The 18,885-nt window shown below is 47.5% G+C and carries 16 protein-coding genes; 5 read left to right on the plus strand and 11 right to left on the minus strand.

Translation table 11 applies throughout. The features are described from left to right. Position 1: 1 nt before the first annotated feature. Complete coding sequence (locus DES40_RS04895; protein ID WP_121100435.1) at positions 2-541, minus strand: NuoB/complex I 20 kDa subunit family protein; 540 nt, start codon at positions 539-541, stop codon at positions 2-4. A gap of 50 nt (positions 542-591) precedes the next feature. Beyond that, entirely contained in the window at positions 592-957 is a 366-nt protein-coding gene (gene ndhC / locus DES40_RS04900) for an NADH-quinone oxidoreductase subunit A (protein WP_121099416.1), read from the minus strand. Between the two features lie 524 nt (positions 958-1,481). On the opposite strand from ndhC, the gene DES40_RS04905 reads away from it, so the two are divergent. Further along, positions 1,482-2,450: a tetratricopeptide repeat protein gene (locus DES40_RS04905; protein WP_121099417.1), complete on the plus strand. Its 969-nt coding sequence runs from the start codon at positions 1,482-1,484 to the stop codon at positions 2,448-2,450. A 3-nt stretch (positions 2,451-2,453) separates the two neighbouring features. After that, positions 2,454-3,659 (plus strand): ATP-binding protein, encoded by a 1,206-nt coding sequence (locus DES40_RS04910; protein ID WP_121099418.1) that lies wholly within the window; start codon positions 2,454-2,456, stop codon positions 3,657-3,659. Between the two features lie 39 nt (positions 3,660-3,698). Here the strand turns inward: DES40_RS04910 and gltB are convergent, their stop codons facing one another. From gltB to DES40_RS04925, 3 genes are read right to left on the minus strand one after another with little or no spacing between them, the layout of a single operon-like run. Continuing rightward, a complete protein-coding gene (gene gltB / locus DES40_RS04915) occupies positions 3,699-8,216 on the minus strand; it encodes a glutamate synthase large subunit (RefSeq protein ID WP_121099419.1) in 4,518 nt (1,505 codons plus the stop codon). 2 nt (positions 8,217-8,218) lie between these two features. Further along, positions 8,219-8,647 carry a GFA family protein gene (locus DES40_RS04920; RefSeq protein ID WP_170144886.1) on the minus strand — a complete coding sequence of 143 codons (429 nt, stop codon included), beginning with the start codon at positions 8,645-8,647 and terminating at the stop codon, positions 8,219-8,221. 4 nt (positions 8,648-8,651) lie between these two features. Further along, positions 8,652-10,085: an NAD(P)-dependent oxidoreductase gene (locus DES40_RS04925; protein WP_170144887.1), complete on the minus strand. Its 1,434-nt coding sequence runs from the start codon at positions 10,083-10,085 to the stop codon at positions 8,652-8,654. Between the two features lie 384 nt (positions 10,086-10,469). Here DES40_RS04925 and DES40_RS04930 point away from each other — a divergent pair, with 384 nt between their 5' ends. Further along, on the plus strand, positions 10,470-11,285 hold the full coding sequence (locus tag DES40_RS04930; RefSeq protein WP_121099421.1) for an undecaprenyl-diphosphate phosphatase: 816 nt from the start codon (positions 10,470-10,472) through the stop codon (positions 11,283-11,285). Between the two features lie 75 nt (positions 11,286-11,360). Beyond that, positions 11,361-12,563, plus strand: a complete 1,203-nt coding sequence (locus tag DES40_RS04935) for a serine hydrolase domain-containing protein (protein ID WP_147405853.1) — start codon at positions 11,361-11,363, stop codon at positions 12,561-12,563. Positions 12,564-12,574: 11 nt separating this feature from the next. Here the strand turns inward: DES40_RS04935 and DES40_RS04940 are convergent, their stop codons facing one another. Together DES40_RS04940 and miaA are read right to left on the minus strand one after the other, a co-directional pair. Further along, entirely contained in the window at positions 12,575-13,237 is a 663-nt protein-coding gene (locus tag DES40_RS04940) for a TVP38/TMEM64 family protein (protein WP_170144888.1), read from the minus strand. Then, positions 13,234-14,157, minus strand: coding sequence for a tRNA (adenosine(37)-N6)-dimethylallyltransferase MiaA (gene miaA / locus DES40_RS04945; protein ID WP_121099424.1), 924 nt, complete (start codon positions 14,155-14,157; stop codon positions 13,234-13,236). The genes DES40_RS04940 and miaA overlap by 4 nt, the downstream gene beginning before the upstream one ends. A gap of 42 nt (positions 14,158-14,199) precedes the next feature. Between miaA and serB the strand changes: the two genes are divergently transcribed. After that, positions 14,200-15,084 carry a phosphoserine phosphatase SerB gene (gene serB, locus DES40_RS04950; protein WP_121099425.1) on the plus strand — a complete coding sequence of 295 codons (885 nt, stop codon included), beginning with the start codon at positions 14,200-14,202 and terminating at the stop codon, positions 15,082-15,084. A 23-nt stretch (positions 15,085-15,107) separates the two neighbouring features. Here serB and DES40_RS04955 read toward each other — a convergent pair whose 3' ends face one another. From DES40_RS04955 to hflK, 4 genes are all read right to left on the minus strand, one after another. Next, positions 15,108-16,517 carry a Do family serine endopeptidase gene (locus DES40_RS04955; RefSeq protein ID WP_121099426.1) on the minus strand — a complete coding sequence of 470 codons (1,410 nt, stop codon included), beginning with the start codon at positions 16,515-16,517 and terminating at the stop codon, positions 15,108-15,110. Between the two features lie 77 nt (positions 16,518-16,594). Beyond that, entirely contained in the window at positions 16,595-16,801 is a 207-nt protein-coding gene (locus tag DES40_RS04960; RefSeq protein WP_121099427.1) for a DUF2065 domain-containing protein, read from the minus strand. Positions 16,802-16,816: 15 nt separating this feature from the next. Then, a complete protein-coding gene (gene hflC, locus DES40_RS04965; protein ID WP_121099428.1) occupies positions 16,817-17,707 on the minus strand; it encodes a protease modulator HflC in 891 nt (296 codons plus the stop codon). Further along, on the minus strand, positions 17,707-18,825 hold the full coding sequence (gene hflK, locus DES40_RS04970) for an FtsH protease activity modulator HflK (RefSeq protein WP_121099429.1): 1,119 nt from the start codon (positions 18,823-18,825) through the stop codon (positions 17,707-17,709). The genes hflC and hflK overlap by 1 nt, the downstream gene beginning before the upstream one ends. Between the last annotated feature and the right edge of the window lie 60 nt (positions 18,826-18,885).

Below are 18,885 nucleotides of genomic sequence, written 5' to 3' on the forward strand. Positions count from 1 at the left end.
ACTAACGCTCAATATTCCCTTCACGGCGAATTTTCTTTTGCAACTGCAAAATTCCGTAAACGAGAGCCTCAGCCGTCGGAGGACAACCCGGCACATAAACGTCAACAGGAACAATACGGTCACAACCGCGCACAACAGCATATGAATAATGATAATACCCACCACCATTCGCACATGACCCCATAGAAATCACATATCGAGGGTTTGGCATTTGGTCATAAACCTTGCGAAGCGCAGGTGCCATTTTATTTGTAAGTGTGCCCGCAACAATCATTACATCAGATTGGCGAGGGGACGCACGCGGGGCAAATCCAAAACGCTCGACATCATAACGTGGCATTGACGCCTGCATCATCTCTACGGCGCAGCAAGCCAACCCAAAGGTCATCCACATAAGAGAGCCAGTCCGCGCCCAAGTAACAAGATCATCTGAAGCCGCTGTAATAAAGCCTTTATCAGCGAGTTGGTCAGACAATCCATCAAAGAACGGGTCATGCTTTTTAGGGTCATAGGCTGGCGTACCCATGTCGCGAGCCGCCATTCCAAATGAAGGACTATCAGGCGTAATAATTGTCATCTTAAATCTCCGCCCTATTCCCAATCCAACGCGCCGCGCTGCCATGCATAAGCCAATCCCGCCGCCAATTCAGCCAAGAAAATCATCACGACCGCCCAAGACCAAAAACCAACTTGATCCAACGTCACGGCATATGGAAAGAGGAAGGCAACTTCGATATCAAAAATAATAAACAGAATGGCTACGAGGTAAAACCGCACATCGAACTTCATGCGGGAATCATCAAAGGCATTAAACCCACATTCATAAGTGGACACCTTTTCACTGTCAGGGCTCGCAGGCGCAAATATCTTTGCGGCTATCAAAAACAACAGACTAAGCGCCGTAGCAATACCGAAAAGGATAATAACCGGGAGATATTCCAGCAAAAAATCGTTCATGAAAACTCTTACGGCTTAGGCAGATGCAGTCGAATCCATAAAAAGACTCACATCTTACTCTCTGTTCATAATCGGTCGGAACCTAGAGACAGCCAAACACGATTGCAACCTTCGTTTACGGGGAATTTTGCAAGTTTTCCACCCCGATAACCCCTTGATTAATTGCGAATAAGTCGCAGTTTTAATTAGAGCCCACTTGGCGTTAGTTCTACCCCTTAAACAGCCTATTTCGCAGGCCTGAATGGCTCTGTCTTCGACGCTTAACTTAAAATTGCTTCATAGTTTGCTGCCAGCAGTGGCGGCCATATATTTGGCACTCTACGAAATATTTAACATGAGAGGCTTTACCTCACCTATAGACGTGTCCTTACCGCGCCCTTCCCTTCACCTCATGACGGCAACAAAAAATGAAAATAGATAGCCTTTCCCATATGAGAGCAAGATAGCCACGCCTCATATATTTGATAACGCGCTTGACGTGCCATTAGTTTATTTTTACGAATCGTCGTTCGAGGGAGCAGGCTGTGGCCGAAGATTTAGACGCAAAAATCGTCACAGCTGAAGCTATGTTAAGAGCAGGAAATTACGCTCGGGCCAAAGAACTTTCCCAAGAAGTTTTAAAAAAACAAGATGACCACTTAGAAGCCTTTGAAGTCCTCTATGAAATCCGCACTATAGACGCAGAATTTGATAGAGCTCTTGCGCTCGCTTTATGGCGTCTTGAGCGCCTCCCAAATTGCCCTTACGCTAATGTCTCCCACCTTCATGCCCTCTGCCTTTTGAAAAGAAAGCAAGAAGCAACCAAGACCTTTAAATTGCTACAAACCCGGCTTGGCAATCACCCCTTTGAACTTCAACGCGCAGAACTACTATATGCTTATGCCTTTAAACGCCCCAAGGAGACCCGAAAACTAATCGCCATAGCAAGAGAGAGCGGTCGTTTTGATTCGAAATGGCTGGACGCCCTAGAGAGCGATATGCACGCAGATTCAGGGCATATCTTCACCTCTCGGAAAATGTTGTCACAAGCTTTGAAAGAAAGTCCAATGGATGCAGACTTATTATATGATATGTCTGTGACAAATGTTCTTACTGGGCACCTGCCATCGGCCATTAAGCAAGCGAAACGCGCTAAAGAAATCAACCCTCCAATGGCCCCCGCTTATAATGAAGTCATCATTGTGGCGACGATGGGTCTTATACCTCTTTTCTGGGGAGCGATGTCTTTTTTGGTGCTTAATGCGAGCTTTGTAACCCGTCTACCCTATCTGGTTCGTATCCCTTTCAACTATCTATTTATGGCAATAGGAATAATTATCGCAATGGCTATTCCTCTTACGATGGATGCCCTCAATATTAATGTTCCGGCCCTTAACGCTCTTATTCTCTTTGGAAATATCGGCTTTACACTATATTTGCTATTTGGCTTTCAGCATGTCGGCCTTAGGCGCGCCAAAAAGAAAAATAATATTAGCTTGAACAGGGATTACTAATCGATGACGAGCCATATAGACTCCAAAACGGCCATACAACAAATGCGAGCCGTCGTTATCAGCACTCCCGGGCAAGCGGGGCTACTGTCTGGCTTAGTGGCTCTACTTGATAACGCACCAGACAGCGCCCTTATCATCGAGGGATTAAAGGATGTGAACCCGAAGGATTACTCAGATACGCGTCTACGTGAACGTATCTCAGAATTATTAAAAGAAGCTGGCGATAATGACATGGCCGCCCTTTGGGAAAACACGTCTAATGATGACCTCCCCTCCAATGTTATCAGTCTGGCCAGTGCCAGTAATGATATTAGCGCTCCAAAACTCGAAAATACGAGGCCGGGTCAAAATTCATTATGTTTTGACGATATTGGCGGCCTAGAAAAAGTAAAACAGCAAATGCGCCGCCGCATTATAAACCCCTTTTTAAAGAAAGAGCTTTTCGCAAAGTTTAAAAAGCGATCTGGTGGCGGTGTTTTGATGTATGGCCCTCCCGGTTGCGGTAAAACCATGCTGGCAAAGGCCTTGGCCCATGAGTGCAATGCCAACTTCATGAATATCAAAGCCGCAGATATCTTAGATCGCTGGATTGGCAGTTCTGAGAAAAACATTGTCGAAATGTTCGCTCGCGCCCGCAACAATAAACCAGTAGTCATTTTTTTTGATGAAGTAGAGGCTCTTGCGCAAAAACGCGAGTTTGGCGATAGCCATCACGTGAACACAACTGTTTCAGCGTTATTGACAGAAATGGATGGGTTTGAATCTGACAATGAAGGCGTACTTATGCTTGGCGCCACGAATGTGCCTTGGTCGCTTGATACGGCCTTTCGCCGGCCCGGGCGTTTTGACAGAACTATCTTTGTTCCACCGCCAGACAAGTTGGCACGTCGATTTATCTTGCAAAACCAGCTGGAAGACCGCCCTGTTGAGGAAAACTTGGATTTATCTTTTGTTATAGCAAAAAGCTCGGGCTTTTCAGGGGCCGACCTCATTGGCCTTGTAGATACAGCACTTGATTACGCTATTGAAGAAAGCGACGAGACAGGGTCTATCGCGCCTCTTTCGGCAACTCACTTCAAAGAAGCACTCCAAGAAGTTCGCCCCAGTACGGGTGAGTGGTTATCTCAAGCTTCGGCTTATGCCCAGCACGCTAATAAAGATGGGCTCTATGACGACCTTTCAGATTTTCTAAAAAAATATGGGCGCTAGGCCCATATCTTCTTGATACTTCAATGGTAGGGTGCAGTCTTACTCAGCCGCGTCCACCAAAGGCACAGCCAGACGCGTTAGCATTTCCTTTGGCACAACCTGCCAGAAATGTCCGCGTTCTAACTCCCATTCATCCAAGAGCTTTTTGGAGAATTCTGAACCTGTCATCTCGGCGTGTTTACGGATGAGGTCTTTACACTCTTCTTCATAATACTCGGAACTAAACCGCTGGCAGATAACATTATCTGGGTTGATAGCTTTTTCGAATTGCGCACCTACATCATAAATATAAGCCATGCCGCCCGTCATACCCGCGCCGAAATTATCGCCGACTGGCCCGAGAATAACAGCAATACCGCCTGTCATATACTCACAACCATTGGAGCCGCAGCCCTCGACCACTGTTACAGCACCAGAGTTACGCACGCAGAAGCGCTCGCCTGCACGGCCAGCGGCCAGAAGCATGCCTTTGGTCGCCCCATAAAGGCAAGTATTACCGATGATGGCGCTATTATGTGTGTCAATCTTTGTATGGCCTTGAGGCGCAACAATAATTTCTGCCCCAGACAAACCTTTACCGACATAGTCATTAGCATCGCCATCCACGCAAATCCTAAGGCCCTTCATACCGAAAGCCCCTAATGACTGTCCCGCAGACCCACGGAGCCGAACCGTTAATTGGCCATCGGCGGCCCCTTCGATACCGAAAGTGTTATAGATATGCGAGCTTGTGCGTGTTCCTACCGCCCGGTGCGTGTTTTGCACACCATATGTCAGATAGGTTTTTTCTCCGCTCTCAAAGAAGGGCTGCGCATCAGCAACAATTTGAACATCCAGCGTGTCGGGCACTTCAATTCTTGTGTTACGCGTATCTTTGACACGATCATTATCAATTTTCGCCAAGATGGGGTTTAAATCCAGATCATCTAGGTTCTCCGCACCGCGAGAGACTTGAGTCAATAAATCAGTTCGGCCGATAATTTCATCCAAAGTCTCAACGCCAAGCTCGGCTAGAATTTCACGAACTTCCTCGGCAATGAACGTCATCAAGTTAATGACTTTCTCTGGCGACCCTGTGAATTTCTCCCGCAGAGCTGGATCTTGAACACAAACCCCAACAGGGCATGTATTTGAGTGGCATTGGCGCACCATTATACAGCCCATAGCCACTAATGACAGGGTTCCGATGCCGTATTCCTCTGCGCCTAAAAGCGCAGCAATAACGATATCACGCCCCGTTTTCAGACCACCATCGGTCCGTAATGTGACCGCGCCGCGTAGATTATTTAGCGTCAAAACTTGATGTGCTTCTGAAAGCCCTAATTCCCATGGCAGGCCTGCATATTTTAATGACGTATTGGGTGAAGCCCCAGTCCCGCCATTATGACCCGCAATTAAGATTGTATCCGCTTTTGCCTTGGCGACACCCGCAGCAATCGTACCAACACCTGAAGAGGCGACCAACTTAACGGCGACACGGGCTGTTGGGTTAATCTGCTTTAAATCGTAAATCAGCTGCGCCAAGTCTTCGATAGAGTAAATGTCATGATGCGGCGGCGGCGAAATTAATGTGACGCCTGGAGTCGCATTCCGGAATTTCGCGATCATTTCCGTGACTTTAAAGCCAGGCAATTGCCCGCCTTCACCTGGTTTAGCCCCTTGGGCGACTTTGATTTCGATTTCCCGGCATTTATTCAAATACTCGGCATTCACACCAAAGCGGCCTGAAGCGATTTGTTTCACAGCAGAGTTAGGGTTATCTCCATTGGGTAAAGGTTTATACCGCGCTCTATCTTCACCGCCCTCGCCTGATACTGACTTCGCCCCAATGCGGTTCATCGCTATATTCAAAGTTCCATGCGCTTCTGGCGATAATGCACCAAGCGACATGCCAGGGGTACAAAAACGCCTGCGAATTTCATTCACGCTTTGAACGCGATGTAATGGAATAGGCTTTGCCGAAGGTTTCAAAGCTAACAAGTCTCTGATTTGTATGGGCTTTGCGGTATTTACGACTTTGGCGTAGTTTTTATAAAGCTCATAATCCTCACGACTGACAGCCTCTTGTAGCATGTGGATCATATCTGCTTGATAGGCGTGACGCTCGCCTTTGGCCCGCACGCGGTATAAACCGCCAATAGGCAATCTGACCACGGCGGGGTCATAAGCGCGTTCATGCATTTCTAGAATTTTAGCTTCAAGACCCGCAAGACCAATCCCAGAAATACGGCTTGCCATACCAGGGAAATTGGCACCGACCAAGGCACGAGAAAGACCAATCGCTTCAAAATTATTACCACCCCGATATGAGGAAATAACGGAAATTCCCATTTTAGAGATAATCTTCAACAAGCCGCCTTCAATGGCCGCCTTATATTGTGCCACAGCTTCGTCAGAGTTCATATCCAGCAAGCCACGATTGACACGTTCAACCAGTGAATCTTGTGCCATATAAGCGTTAACCGCAGTGGCCCCTGCCCCAATAAGAACAGCAAAATAATGAGTATCCATACATTCGGCAGACCGCACAAGAATTGAACAAGACGCGCGCAGGCCCTCATTCACCAAGGCTGTTTGGACAGCGCCCGTACACAGAATGATTGGCGCAGCAGCGCGGTCTTCATTTGTGTTTTCATCTGTTAAAACGATGTTCTCAACACCCTTTTTAACGGCCGCAACCGCCTCTTCTCTGATGCGGCGCAAGGTATCGCGTAAGGCCCTACCCGATGAGTCTTCTGTGTCTGCAACAGGGAATGTACAATCCAGCATCGCAATCTTCTTTGACCCGACCATTTCGGCAAAGCGTTCAAACATGCCATTTGTAAGAACAGGACTGTCAAGAACATACATTTCACGAGTCTGACTACCTGTTTCCGCCAAGATATTACGCAAATTACGGAATCGTGTTTTCAGCCCCATCACTCGTGTTTCGCGCAATGGGTCAATAGGCGGGTTCGTCACTTGTGAGAAATTCTGGCGAAAATAATGCGATAATGGCCGATAAATATCTGACAACACAGCCAGTGGTGTATCATCTCCCATAGAGCCAATAGACTCTTTCCCTGTCTCGCCCATAGGTGAAAGGATCAGCTCTTGGTCTTCTAATGTCTGACCACAGGACATTTGACGACGGACAAGCCCTTCACCTGATAGGCTTGGCGCAGGCTCGGGACCTGCCAATGTGTCATCCAAATTAACAACTTTCTTTAACCATTTTTTATAAGGCCGCTTCTCTGCCAGCTCATTCATAATCTCAGTAGAGGTGTAAAATTTACCTTCCTCTAAATCGACAGCAATCATACGGCCCGGGCGAAGCGCCCCTTTCTTAATGATGTCACGCTCATCTAAAGGACACATCCCCGCTTCTGAACCCACAGCCAGAATGCCGCTCGACGTGATTGAATATCGCAATGGGCGCAAACCATTTCGGTCAAGCCCAGCCATCACCCAACGTCCATCATATGCCGCCAATGCCGCTGGCCCATCCCAGGGTTCCATCACAGCATTGCAATATTCGTAGAGCGCACGCCAGCTCTCAGGCATTAAATCGCCACGCTTAGAATAGGCTTCAGGAACAAGTAGTGTTTTAGCCATCGGAGCTGATCGCCCTGCACGCACAAGCAGCTCGAAAACAGCGTCAAGAGCGGCCGAGTCAGAACTGCCTTTTTGGATGATAGGTTTCACATCCGCGGCGCGTTCCGCAAAGACGCTATTGGCCATTTTTATTTCATGGCTTTTCATTAAATTTCGGTTGGCTTTTAACGTATTAATTTCGCCATTATGCGCCAACATTCGAAAAGGCTGGGCTAGCCACCATTGTGGGAAAGTATTTGTTGAATAACGCTGATGATAAATAGCCGCGCGAGAAATAAAGCGCTCGTCTTTTAAATCCGTATAAAAATTATCAATGTCCTGAGCCAGGAACATGCCCTTATAGATCAAGGTTTGAACCGAAAGAGAGCATACATAAAAACTTGGAATGGCTTCATCTATGACGCGCTTTTCAATTCGGCGACGAACGATATAAAGCTCACGCTCCAATGCATTGCCTTTGCGTCCCTTGGGGTCTCGGAACAACACCTGCTCAATCGCAGGACGAGTCGCCTTTGCCTTTTCTCCAATTATGTCAATATTTATAGGAACTTGCCGCCATCCGTAAATGTAAAAACCTTCTTTCAAAAGTTCAGATTCAACAATAGTACGGGCGGCCTCTTGCGCATTAAAATCCGTACGGGGCAAGAAAATCATACCAACAGCGATTTTGGCAGAACTAGCCTTATGCCCTGTTTCTTCAACTTGAGCGCGGAAAAATTCTTGCGGGATATCAAGGCGAATACCTGCCCCATCACCAGTTTTTCCATCGGCATCAACAGCACCGCGATGCCAGACATTCTTCAGAGCCTGTATCGACTTTTCAACAACATCTCGCCGCGGCGTTCCGTCAATTGACGCCACCAGACCAACGCCACAATTGGCACGTTCATGTTCAGGGTCATAGGCATTTGCTGCAATTAACGCGTCGCGTTTTGTTTCGTAATCTGTAAGCCAATCAGTCATCTTTATACATCCTGCAAAGAGGCGAAAAATTCTTCACCAGTTAAGCGAGTGTGTTGTCCCGCCAAGGCATAATAATCAGGTTTGCTATCAATGAAGATTTCTCGAGAAATCTTCTGGCCGCGCGGCAAATTCAAAGAGCCAGCTGTGATAGCCCAAAAACCAGGGTTTTCATTCAATCGATAGAACAAGCTGGTTCCGCAGGTTTTACAAAACCCGCGCTTCGCCCATTCTGAGCTCGCATACCATGCCAATCCATCTTCTTTGGTGATGGTGACACCACCTTCTAAAAAATCGACGCCTATAAAAGGGCCGCCCACCCACGTTTGACAGGTCTCGCAATGACACACATCGATTTGCTGAGGCGTAGGAGTTGTAAACTCAACCTGCCCACACAGGCACTTCCCTTTCAAGGCTGTTATAGCTTCCGTCACAGCTCTACTCCGCGGCAACTTTTGCCTCAGCCTTTTCAAGCGTCCGCAAATAACTGTGCATATGCGCGGCCGCATCGCGGCCTTCTCTGATTGCCCAAACGACGAGAGACGCGCCGCGTACAATATCACCTGCCGCATAAACACCCGGCAGATTAGTTTCAAATGTAACAGGGTTCACGCGTAGAGTTCCCCATCGCGTAACAGTCAACTCTTCGCTAAGGACATTCATATCTTCGGGTGAAAAGCCAAGAGCCTTAATGACTAGATCGGCCTTCACGTCAAATTCAGCCCCTTCCAGAACAACAGGGCTTTGACGACCAGACGCATCCTTTGGGCCCAGACGCATACGGTCAGCCTTTACAGTCGTTACTTTACCGCTATCGCCTTCTAATGTTCTTGGGGCGGCTAGCCATTCAAACGTGACACCCTCTTCTTGTGCATTGGCTGTTTCACGCCGAGAACCCGGCATATTCGCATGGTCTCGCCGATAGAGGCAGGTAACAGATTCTGCGCCCTGACGTATGGCTGTTCGTACACAATCCATTGCCGTATCACCGCCGCCGACAACGACCACATTTTTACCTTCAGCCGTTTCTGCAGAGAGAGTATCCCCAAGACCGCGTTTATTGGATTCAATCAAAAATGGGAGCGCTGGCCTTACCCCATCTGAATCGCTGCCGTCACAATCTAAATCGCGCGCTTTGTAAACGCCCGCCGCGATTAACACCGCTTGATGCTTTTCACGCAATTTATCGAATGTTATGTCCACACCGACATCGCAATTCAGCACAAATTCTATACCGCTATCTTCAAGGCGCTTTGTACGGCGTTGAACGATAGACTTTTCAAGCTTGAAGTTCGGGATACCATAAATCAACAAACCTCCCGCGCGGTCATGACGGTCATAAACTGTGACTTGCCACCCCTGTTCACGAAGCTGCTCTGCTGCTGCAAGACCTGCAGGACCCGCCCCAATGATACCGACACTTCCGGCACGTTCACGGCGCGGTTTAATCGGTTCAATCCAGTTTTCTTCCCATGCTGTATCAGTCAAGTAACGCTCTACTGATCCAATCGTCACCGTACCGTGCCCCGATTGCTCAATCACGCAAGAACCTTCACAAAGACGGTCTTGGGGACATATACGGCCACAAATCTCAGGCATATTATTGGTTGCGCTTGAGACCTCCCACGCTTCCTTAACACGCCCTTCCGCCGTAAGTTTCAACCAATCTGGGATATTATTGTCGAGAGGACAGTGATTTTGACAAAACGGCACGCCGCATTGCGAACACCGCGAAGCCTGCTCTTCAGCTTTGGCTTCAACATAATCCCCGTAAATTTCTAAAAAATCCTCACGCCGCGCCTCAGCCTCACGCTTTGCAGGCATTTCGCGCTCTTTTTGGACGAATTGTAACATTTTATTTTTGTTAGCCATGGGTCGCTCTCTCGATAGTCTCGCCCACTTAGAACAAAAATATGTCACTTGCAAGATGCGACAATTTGTCAATTTCTGATATAAAACAAAACTTTCAATGTTGGTAAGTTACTGTTTTAACAGCACAATTGTTACTCGTCTTTTAAACATCCATTTGGGGATGAAATAATAAATTTAGATCACAAACAATAAATCCACCTAGAAACCTGTCATTCTTACCGCCCATTCCAATTGGGGAGAGACTCACATAAACAGTCCAAAACATCACAACCATATCGGCCAACTTATGGCGGCCGACCCATTTTCATTGCGGTTTTGACTACGCTGCTTTATCGCCATGATAACGCCTCACAAGAAGCAACGACCAAAGGGTAAATTACGATTATGTCTTGGCTCCACCTCACCCTTTTAGCGCTCATTCAAGGACTCACTGAATTTCTACCTGTTTCTAGTTCTGCGCATTTAATCCTGCCCGCCAAAATTTTCGGATGGCAAGATCAAGGCCCTCTTATCGACGTTATGGCGCATTTTGGTTCACTCTTTGCAGTCATTGCTTATTTCCGCAAAGATGTCGGGGCAATTTTCATTGGTTTATTGGATTTGATAAAAGGCAAGCTGAACGTAAACTCTACCCTTGCGCTCAACTTAATCATCGCGACGCCGCCCGCCTTGTTACTAGGGGCTGCTTTGCGCTTTAGCGGATGGGATGAGCTCATTCGATCTCCCTTTATCATCGCCTGTACAACGATTGTGTTTGGTATTCTGCTATGGCTCTCTGACATTTGGGGCAAACAAACTCGCACAACTGAAGACCTGACATGGAGAGGCGCGTTTGGCCTTGGCCTTGCTCAAGCTATTGCCCTTATCCCCGGCACATCGCGTTCTGGAATCACCATGACGGCTGCACGCTCAATGGGATTCACACGAACCGAGGCCGCAAGGTTCTCGATGTTGATGAGCCTACCTATCATTGGCGTAGGCGGCCTATTTGCCCTTTATAGCCTGAGCAGCGCAGAACCTGCAGAACTAGCGGGCGCAAGTCTTGCAGATGGATTGTGGGTGGCCTTTCTTTCTTTTATTGCTGCTTTTGCTTGCATCTCAGTCTTTATGAAGTGGATTAGCCGCATCGGCATGTTACCTTTTATGCTTTACAGACTTGCCCTAGGGGGCGCTTTATTGGCATGGATTATGCTTACCTAACCAAAATAAGAGTAAGCGGGGCAGCATGAGACTAAGTTCATCAAGAGTATCAGTTATAATTGGCGTTAAAACGCTTTGAAACATACTCGACACTTCCTCTTAGGGGCAATTCTGTACTTTTCTGTGCCAAGCTTGTCTTTGGCTCCTGTTGCTGCGGCACAAAATACCAAGACTAGTGAACAGACTGCTTCGCCTAGAGTTGATAAAATTCAAATTGATAAGCGCGCTAAAGACCTTATGCGCAGCCTTAAAATGACGGGACTTGCAATCTCTATTGTCGAAGACGGAAAAATATCTTTCGCCCAAGGCTATGGTGAAACTGTCAAAGGCTCCGGACAAAAAGTAACAGAAGACACAGTTTTCCGCTGGGCCTCTGTATCAAAAGGTATGGCCGCACACATATTAGTCTCTATGGCTGCCGACGATAAAATTTCACTCGACGCGCCAGTTGAAGATTTTGCGGCCTCTTTAACCTTGCCCCCCGATGACGTCGAAGTGTCGGTTTCACACCTGCTCGCCCATCAGGTAGGCATCGTCAGAAATGCGTATGACGGACATATAGAAGACGGGCGAAGCGCAAAAGAAACACGGAAAAAACTTGGCGATTTAAAATATAGCTGCGCCCCAGCAACCTGTCATACTTATCAAAATGTGGCTTATGACTCTGCGTCTGAAATCATCGAAACACTGACAGGATTACCCTATAAATCTGTGGCGCAAACCGATGTGTTTGACAAATTTGGTATGGCTACAGCCAGCGTCAGCCGTCAAGGTCTCTTACAATCCAAAAGTTGGGCACGTCCTCATAATAAGAGAGGTAAACGCATTAAAACTGTGAAGCCGACCTATTACCGCGTCCCTGCCTCCGCTGGCGTGAATTCATCCGTCGTCGACCTTGCAAAATGGATGATTGGACAAATGCCTGATGGAAATAACGCCAACCTCTCCAAAGAAGAGGCGGTCCAACAAGTCCTTCAAACGCCTCGTGTTTCTACCCCGAGAGAGCAGCGCTACATGAACAGACGTTTTGGCGGATTAAAAAATGCGCATTATGGCATGGGCTTTCGCGTGTATGATTATTATGGCCACAAAGTTGTTGGCCACCGCGGCGGCGTAGAAGGGTATCGCGCACTGATTCTATTCGATCCAGAAGAGCGAAGTGGCATTGCCATGATGTGGAACAGTCCACACCATCAACCCATAGGTTTACAGCTAGAGTTTTTAGATCAACTTTATGGGCGACCAAAGAAAGACTGGATGCGGCTTAAAAACCGCTAACCCCTCTAAGGTTAGACCACCTTATCTCTATTGCGTATTCGGCTTTGCATCCAGAATGTCAGACCAATGGCAATGAGGGCTAGGGCGATGAATGCCAAAGAAATAACATTCTTGTCCAATCCTGCAAATATCCCCTTAGCGATTAAAGCCATAACTAATATTTTGGGGATAATCCCAAGCGCCGTCCCCAAAAGAAAACTGCGATATTTTATTGATGAAATGCCGGCAGCCAAATTTACCAAAATAAACGGCCCCGTGGGCACAAGGCGCACCACAAAACTCCACAACACGCCATTTCGCTCTACCCGCTCCAGAACTTTATTTATGCGCGGCCCCGTGATTTTGGTTAATCGGTTACGGCCAATAAGCCGCGCTACGCCATAATTACTTGTCGCAGAAAACAGCGTTGCGACCCACGCATAGATGCCCCCCATAACAGGGCCAAACCCAACGACGCAGGCCGTAATCAAGGCCCATTGCGGCGCGCCTAAAAAAGACGCCATTACAAAAATGGCTATGACGATGAAAACAGCCTGATTTGAATCTCTTAAATTCGCCATCAAGCTTTCAAGGGCTTTGAAATCGATGGCCCCGCCCGTTAATCCACCTATCAAGACAAATAAAAGGATGAGCGAAACGATAAGCGTAAATATGAGCGAAGGGCTAAGTTTCACTTTGCCCCCCACGCTCTGACTGATGTGCTTATCGCAGCAATATCTAAGGCAGGTTGGGTTTCCCACGCGGCGCATTGATTGCGAAACCATGTCATTTGCCGTTTCGCAAAACGGCGCGTATCGCGCTTGGCGAGTTCAATAGCTCTCGCATACTCTAGCTCACCCCGAAGGTGCCGCAAAATATGAGATAGCCCAATGGCTTTAAGCATCGGAAGATTCGTCCGATCACCATAGCGTTTCTGCACGGCCATAGCCTCCGTCATTCCACCTTGTTCTACCATCTGCTCAAATCGAGAGTTGATTTTTTCATACAAGATTTCGCGCGGCGGCATCATTACAAACCGCATAGCTTGAGATTCAGGAATTTCGGGGCGTGTTTGTGCCTGCCATTCATGAAGGGGACGTCCTGTTTGCTTCACTACACTTAATAACCGCGTGAGCCTTTGTGGATCTTCACCCAAAAGCCTGGACACCCCAATGGGGTCAAGGGACTTGGCTTCGGTTATTACGGATTGAATTCCATTGATGGATATTTGCCTATCGATTTCAGATATCAGCGACGGATCAATAGCTGGCACAGACGCTAAACCTTCAAAAAGAGATTTGAAGTACAGTCCCGTACCTCCGACTAAAATCGGGGTTCTACCTCGCGCCAAAACATCGAAAATTACAGGCATAACGGCGCGCACATAATGACCGCCGGAAAAGTGAACATCTCCTGATACAAAGCCATAGAGGTGGTGCGGGACAACCCGCATATCTTCATCAGACGGGCGCGCAGAAAGCACTCTAATATCCGAATAGATTTGCAGAGCATCAGCGTTGATAATCTCGCCACCAACAGATTTCGCTAGCGCGATAGCGGATGAACTCTTGCCGCTAGCGGTTGGCCCTGCAATACATAAAACGGGATTCACCATGAGCCCCCAGAGTTAATAACAGCATATTGAAGCGATATAAACATGGCTGACGCGATAGACCAAATCCTTACGCTTGTCCTACAGAAAACGGATGAAACCCAGCTCCGCACCTTATTATCGGCCTTTGAATTACAAGACATTACCATCTTATCAGAGGGGCGCGCCGCAGAAGGCATTGCTCCCTGCACACTTTCAAAGACACAAATAGACGCTGTTTTGGAAGCTGAAAGCCTCATAGCCGATTATGCCTTACAGCCCCATTTGGGCCGGCAAAAACAGCTTTTGATTTGCGACATGGACTCAACTCTGATCGGCCAAGAATGTATCGATGAATTGGCCGACTTTGCAGGCTTCAAAGACCGTGTCAGCGCCATTACCGAACGCGCCATGCGCGGTGAAATTGGTTTTGACGGAGCCTTGAAAGATCGCGTGGCCCTTTTGGAAGGCCTTCCATTGGAAGACCTACAGCGCTGTTTTGACGAACGTATTAAAGTCAACGAAGGCGCGAGAACTCTTTGCGCAACGATGAAAGCGAATGGGGCCAATACCGTTATCGTCTCAGGCGGCTTCACTTTCTTTTCCTCCCGTGTCGCCGAGACCATCGGTTTTGAGCATCATCACGCCAATGTCTTATTGGAAAACGAAACAGCCTTAACCGGCAAAGTGCAAATGCCTATTTTAGGCCGCGAAGCGAAACTTGAAAGACTGCAAGAATATTCAGCGCCTTATGGAGGGACGGACCACGCTATCGCCATTGGCGACGGCGCCAATGATTTAGCGATGATTACGGCGTCGGGATTAGGCATCGCCTATTATGCTAAGCCAGCTGTAGCTGCAGCAGCCCATTGCGCCATTAATCACACTGACCTTCGTACTGCCTTATATTTCCAAGGTTATAAAGAGAGTGACTTCATAGAGCGTGGTTAAGGTTTTGCGACAGAAAACAGAGCCTAAGACGTGACATTTAGGGCGTAAAATATATAGTTTCCGCCGCGATTAATCAGAAATGTAACAGGTGAATCAAACTGTTTTGATGCCTCAACGCCCTCTTCAAATGCTTTTGGCGTATCGATGGCTTCAAAGCCAACCTCTTCTATGATATCACCAACCAAGATTTTCCCGCTAGCCTCTGCATGTTTATCAACCCTCACGACACGTACCCCCTTCACCACAGAATCAATACGGTATTTGGCGCGAACTTCATCCGAAAGCGCCTCAACATAGATGCCGTTTACTGAACGATCGGCCTCGCTTTCTTCTTGCTCTCTGCGGGCTTTTTCTTCTTCGGTAACCTCCTCTTTCAGCCTCTCGATAAGGACGGAGGCTGTACGTTCTTTGCGTTTACGAATATATTTAATTTCAAGGGGTTTATTGATGGGGGCGTCGGCTATTTTACGGGACAGCAAACGCGAGCTTTCGAGCAATTCACCACCAATTTCTGTAATAAGATCGCCTTTTTGAAGGCCAGCCTTATCTGCTGGTGAATCGGCAATAACAGCCGTAACAAGCGCGCCAAATGTTTCTTCAAGCCCATAAGACTTCGCCAAAGTTGGACTGACTTTTTGGGGTCTAACACCCAAATATCCACGTCGCGTTTCGCCATATTCAACAAGTTGCTCTACAACGGATTCTGCAAGTTCCGCTGGAACAGAAAAGCTAATCCCTACGCTATAGCCCGTCGGAGAAAGGATAGCTGTGTTCACGCCAATAACTTCGCCTTGCATGTTAAATAACGGCCCACCAGAATTACCGCGGTTAATCGCGACATCGGTTTGGATGAAATCATCATAACTACCATGAGAAATATTACGGTTTCGCGCTGAAATAATACCGGCAGCAACAGATCCTGAATAACCGAAAGGGTTACCAATCGCGATAACCCATTCCCCAACTTCGGCTTTATCTGAATCACCGAAACTCACAAAAGGCATATCTTTGCCCGTATCAATTTTCAAAACAGCAATATCTGTTGCAGGGTCTCGTCCAATAAGCTCAGCTTCATAAGTGTCGCCATTTGAAAACGTCACTTCGATTAAATCTGCATCTTCGATAACATGATTATTCGTGACGATATGCCCTTCCCTATCGATGACGAAACCTGAACCGAGTGACTTTGACACGCGTCCATCACGGTCATTTCCCTGTCCAAAGAAGTCATTAAACCGCTCTAGCGGTGATCCTTTAGGGAATGTAGGGGCTTCATCCGTATCTATTTCAATAGTTTGTGCCGTTGAAATATTCACCACAGATGGGGTGAGCCTTTTCGTCAGCTCGGTAAATCCTTCGGGAACAGGCCGAGCAAGGGCCGAAAACGGGGCTATAGCAATTAAAGCAAAAGATAAAATGAGCGTGCGTAACATGGGTCGACTTTAGCCTTCAGAATAGATTTGCCAAGAGGTCGTGACCGCGCATCACGATAAATTGCCTTACATTTACTTTAAGAAAGTAAATTCACACCCAGAAACAGCAAAACCATCCCGATGAACACAGATATCAATCCAGAGACATGCAAATCGCGCTCTCCCATCTCGGAAACCATATCCAGATATAACCGACGAAGGCCGCCCGGGAAAATTGCCCAAGCGGCGCCTTCAATTGCCAAAGCCCCGCCAAGGGCAATGAGCGTAATGGCCCCAATATTCATTGAGCTTACCCTCTCTTAACGCCCGCCTTGGTCATCAAGATATCCGAGGAAGTCACTATCTGGTGACAGGACATATGTTGATTTTTTGCCTAGTCCTTTTTTATACGCCTCCATTGAGCGATAAAAAGCAAAAAATTCAGGATCAAGATTATAGGCATCAGCGTAAATTCGGTTACGCTGTTTATCGCCCTCACCTTTGATGATCTCTGATTGCTTTCTGGCATTCGCAATCAAGATTTGAACATCTTTATCAGCTTCAGCGATAATAGTTCTCTTCGAGCGTTCACCTTCACCACGTTTTTCAGCAGATTGCTCCTGACGGTCAGCTGACATCCGGTTGAAAACGCGGCTCGCATTTTCATTTGGCAAGTCGGCACGCTTAATTCGCACATCTTCGATACGTAGACCAAAACGACCTGTTTCCGCACGCGCATTAGCACGATCTTCAATGGCGTTCATAAGGTTTACCCGTTGCCCTGAAATAATCTCGGGGCTTTCAACGCTACCCAAAGTATCTCGAATAAGGGAATCCAAAATGTTCTTCATTTGAATTTCTGCGGCTACGCGTGTGTTAAAGGCCTCATAGAACTGACGAACATCTGTAATGCGGTAGCGAATGAAAGCATCGACAACCAAACGCTCTTGATCTGAGGCTAAAATAGGTTGGCCTTCTAGATCTAGTACAAGGTTTTTACGATCATAAAAGCGTACGCTTTCCATAACGGGCACTTTGAACTTCAAGCCTGCATCTTCTTCGATGCCATAAGCATTTTCTGTACGAACAGGTTCACCAAAACGCAGGACAAGAGCCTGTTTATCTTCGCGAACCGTGTAAAAACACTGCGAAGCAATAAAAGCGAAAATGGCGAGGACAATACCCAAGCCCATAAGACGATTATTATTCATTATTGCGCTCCAGGTCGGGCTAATTTGTCAAGGGGGAGATAGGGCACAACACCAGACCCCGCGTCACTATCGAGAATAATCTTATCCGCATCACCATATATGTCTTCAATAGTTTCAAGATACATACGTTGCCGCGTAACGCGCGGGGCGCGGCGATATTCTTCATAAATCAGTCGGAAGCGTTCGGCTTCACCTTCGGCATCGGCAATCACAGAATCCTTATAACCTTCTGCCTCTTGTAATAAACGCGCCGCAGTACCTTCGGCTTCGAGAACTTGCGTATTGCGATAAGCCCGCGCTTCGTTGACAGCCGTTTCAGCTTCTTGTTGAGCGTTCACAACATCAAGAAAATCATCTTCAACTTCGGCAGGCGGGTCAGTCTTTTGGAACTGCACATCATTCACCAAAACTCCGGCTTCATATTCATCCAAGAGCGCTTGAAGCTGTTCCGTGACAGCGCCGCGTAATTCTTGACGACCCGTTGTGATAATCGCGTCGAGTTCATTTTTACCAATAACTTCCCGCACGACAGATTCGGCCGCTGATTTCACCAAGTCATCGGGTTGATCGACTTTAAATAAATAGGATTCAAGGTCTTTGATAACCCACAGCACAGTGAAGTTAATATCGACGATGTTTTCATCGCCTGTCAGCATCAAAGACTCCGCTGCGCGGTTCACACCGACGCGCGTCTCTCTTTGTTGCGTAACATTTCTGATTGTTTTGGTTTCAAATGGAGCGGGTAATTTAAAATGAAGGCCCGGACCTGCTGTCCGTACATAATCACCAAAACGCAAGACAACAGCCTGTTCGTTACCTTGAACGGTGAAAATCGAAGAGAAAGCAAGGACACCCAATGCGCCTACAGCAAATATCCATTTTGGAAATTTCACATCTCCACCAGAGCCACCGCCAGAGAAACCGCCGCGTCCGCCGCCGCCAGAGCCACCTCGCTGCACGCGTGACTTGAAACCTTGAATGACGTTATCAAGGTCAGCTGACCCCTCGCCCGGTTTCGGGCGATTGCGATCAGGTTTACCCTGCCCCCATGGATTATTTCCATTGCCTGACTGGCCTTTGGGTTTCCCCCACGGACTATTATTCTTATCGTCTGCCACAAATGTCTCCGAAAGGTGTTTCTTCTTATTTGGTCTTCAAACGCCAAAATTCAAGGCGCC

The sequence above is a fragment of the Litorimonas taeanensis genome (genome assembly GCF_003634015.1).
GTDB classification, from domain to species: Bacteria; Pseudomonadota; Alphaproteobacteria; order Caulobacterales; family Maricaulaceae; genus Litorimonas; species Litorimonas taeanensis.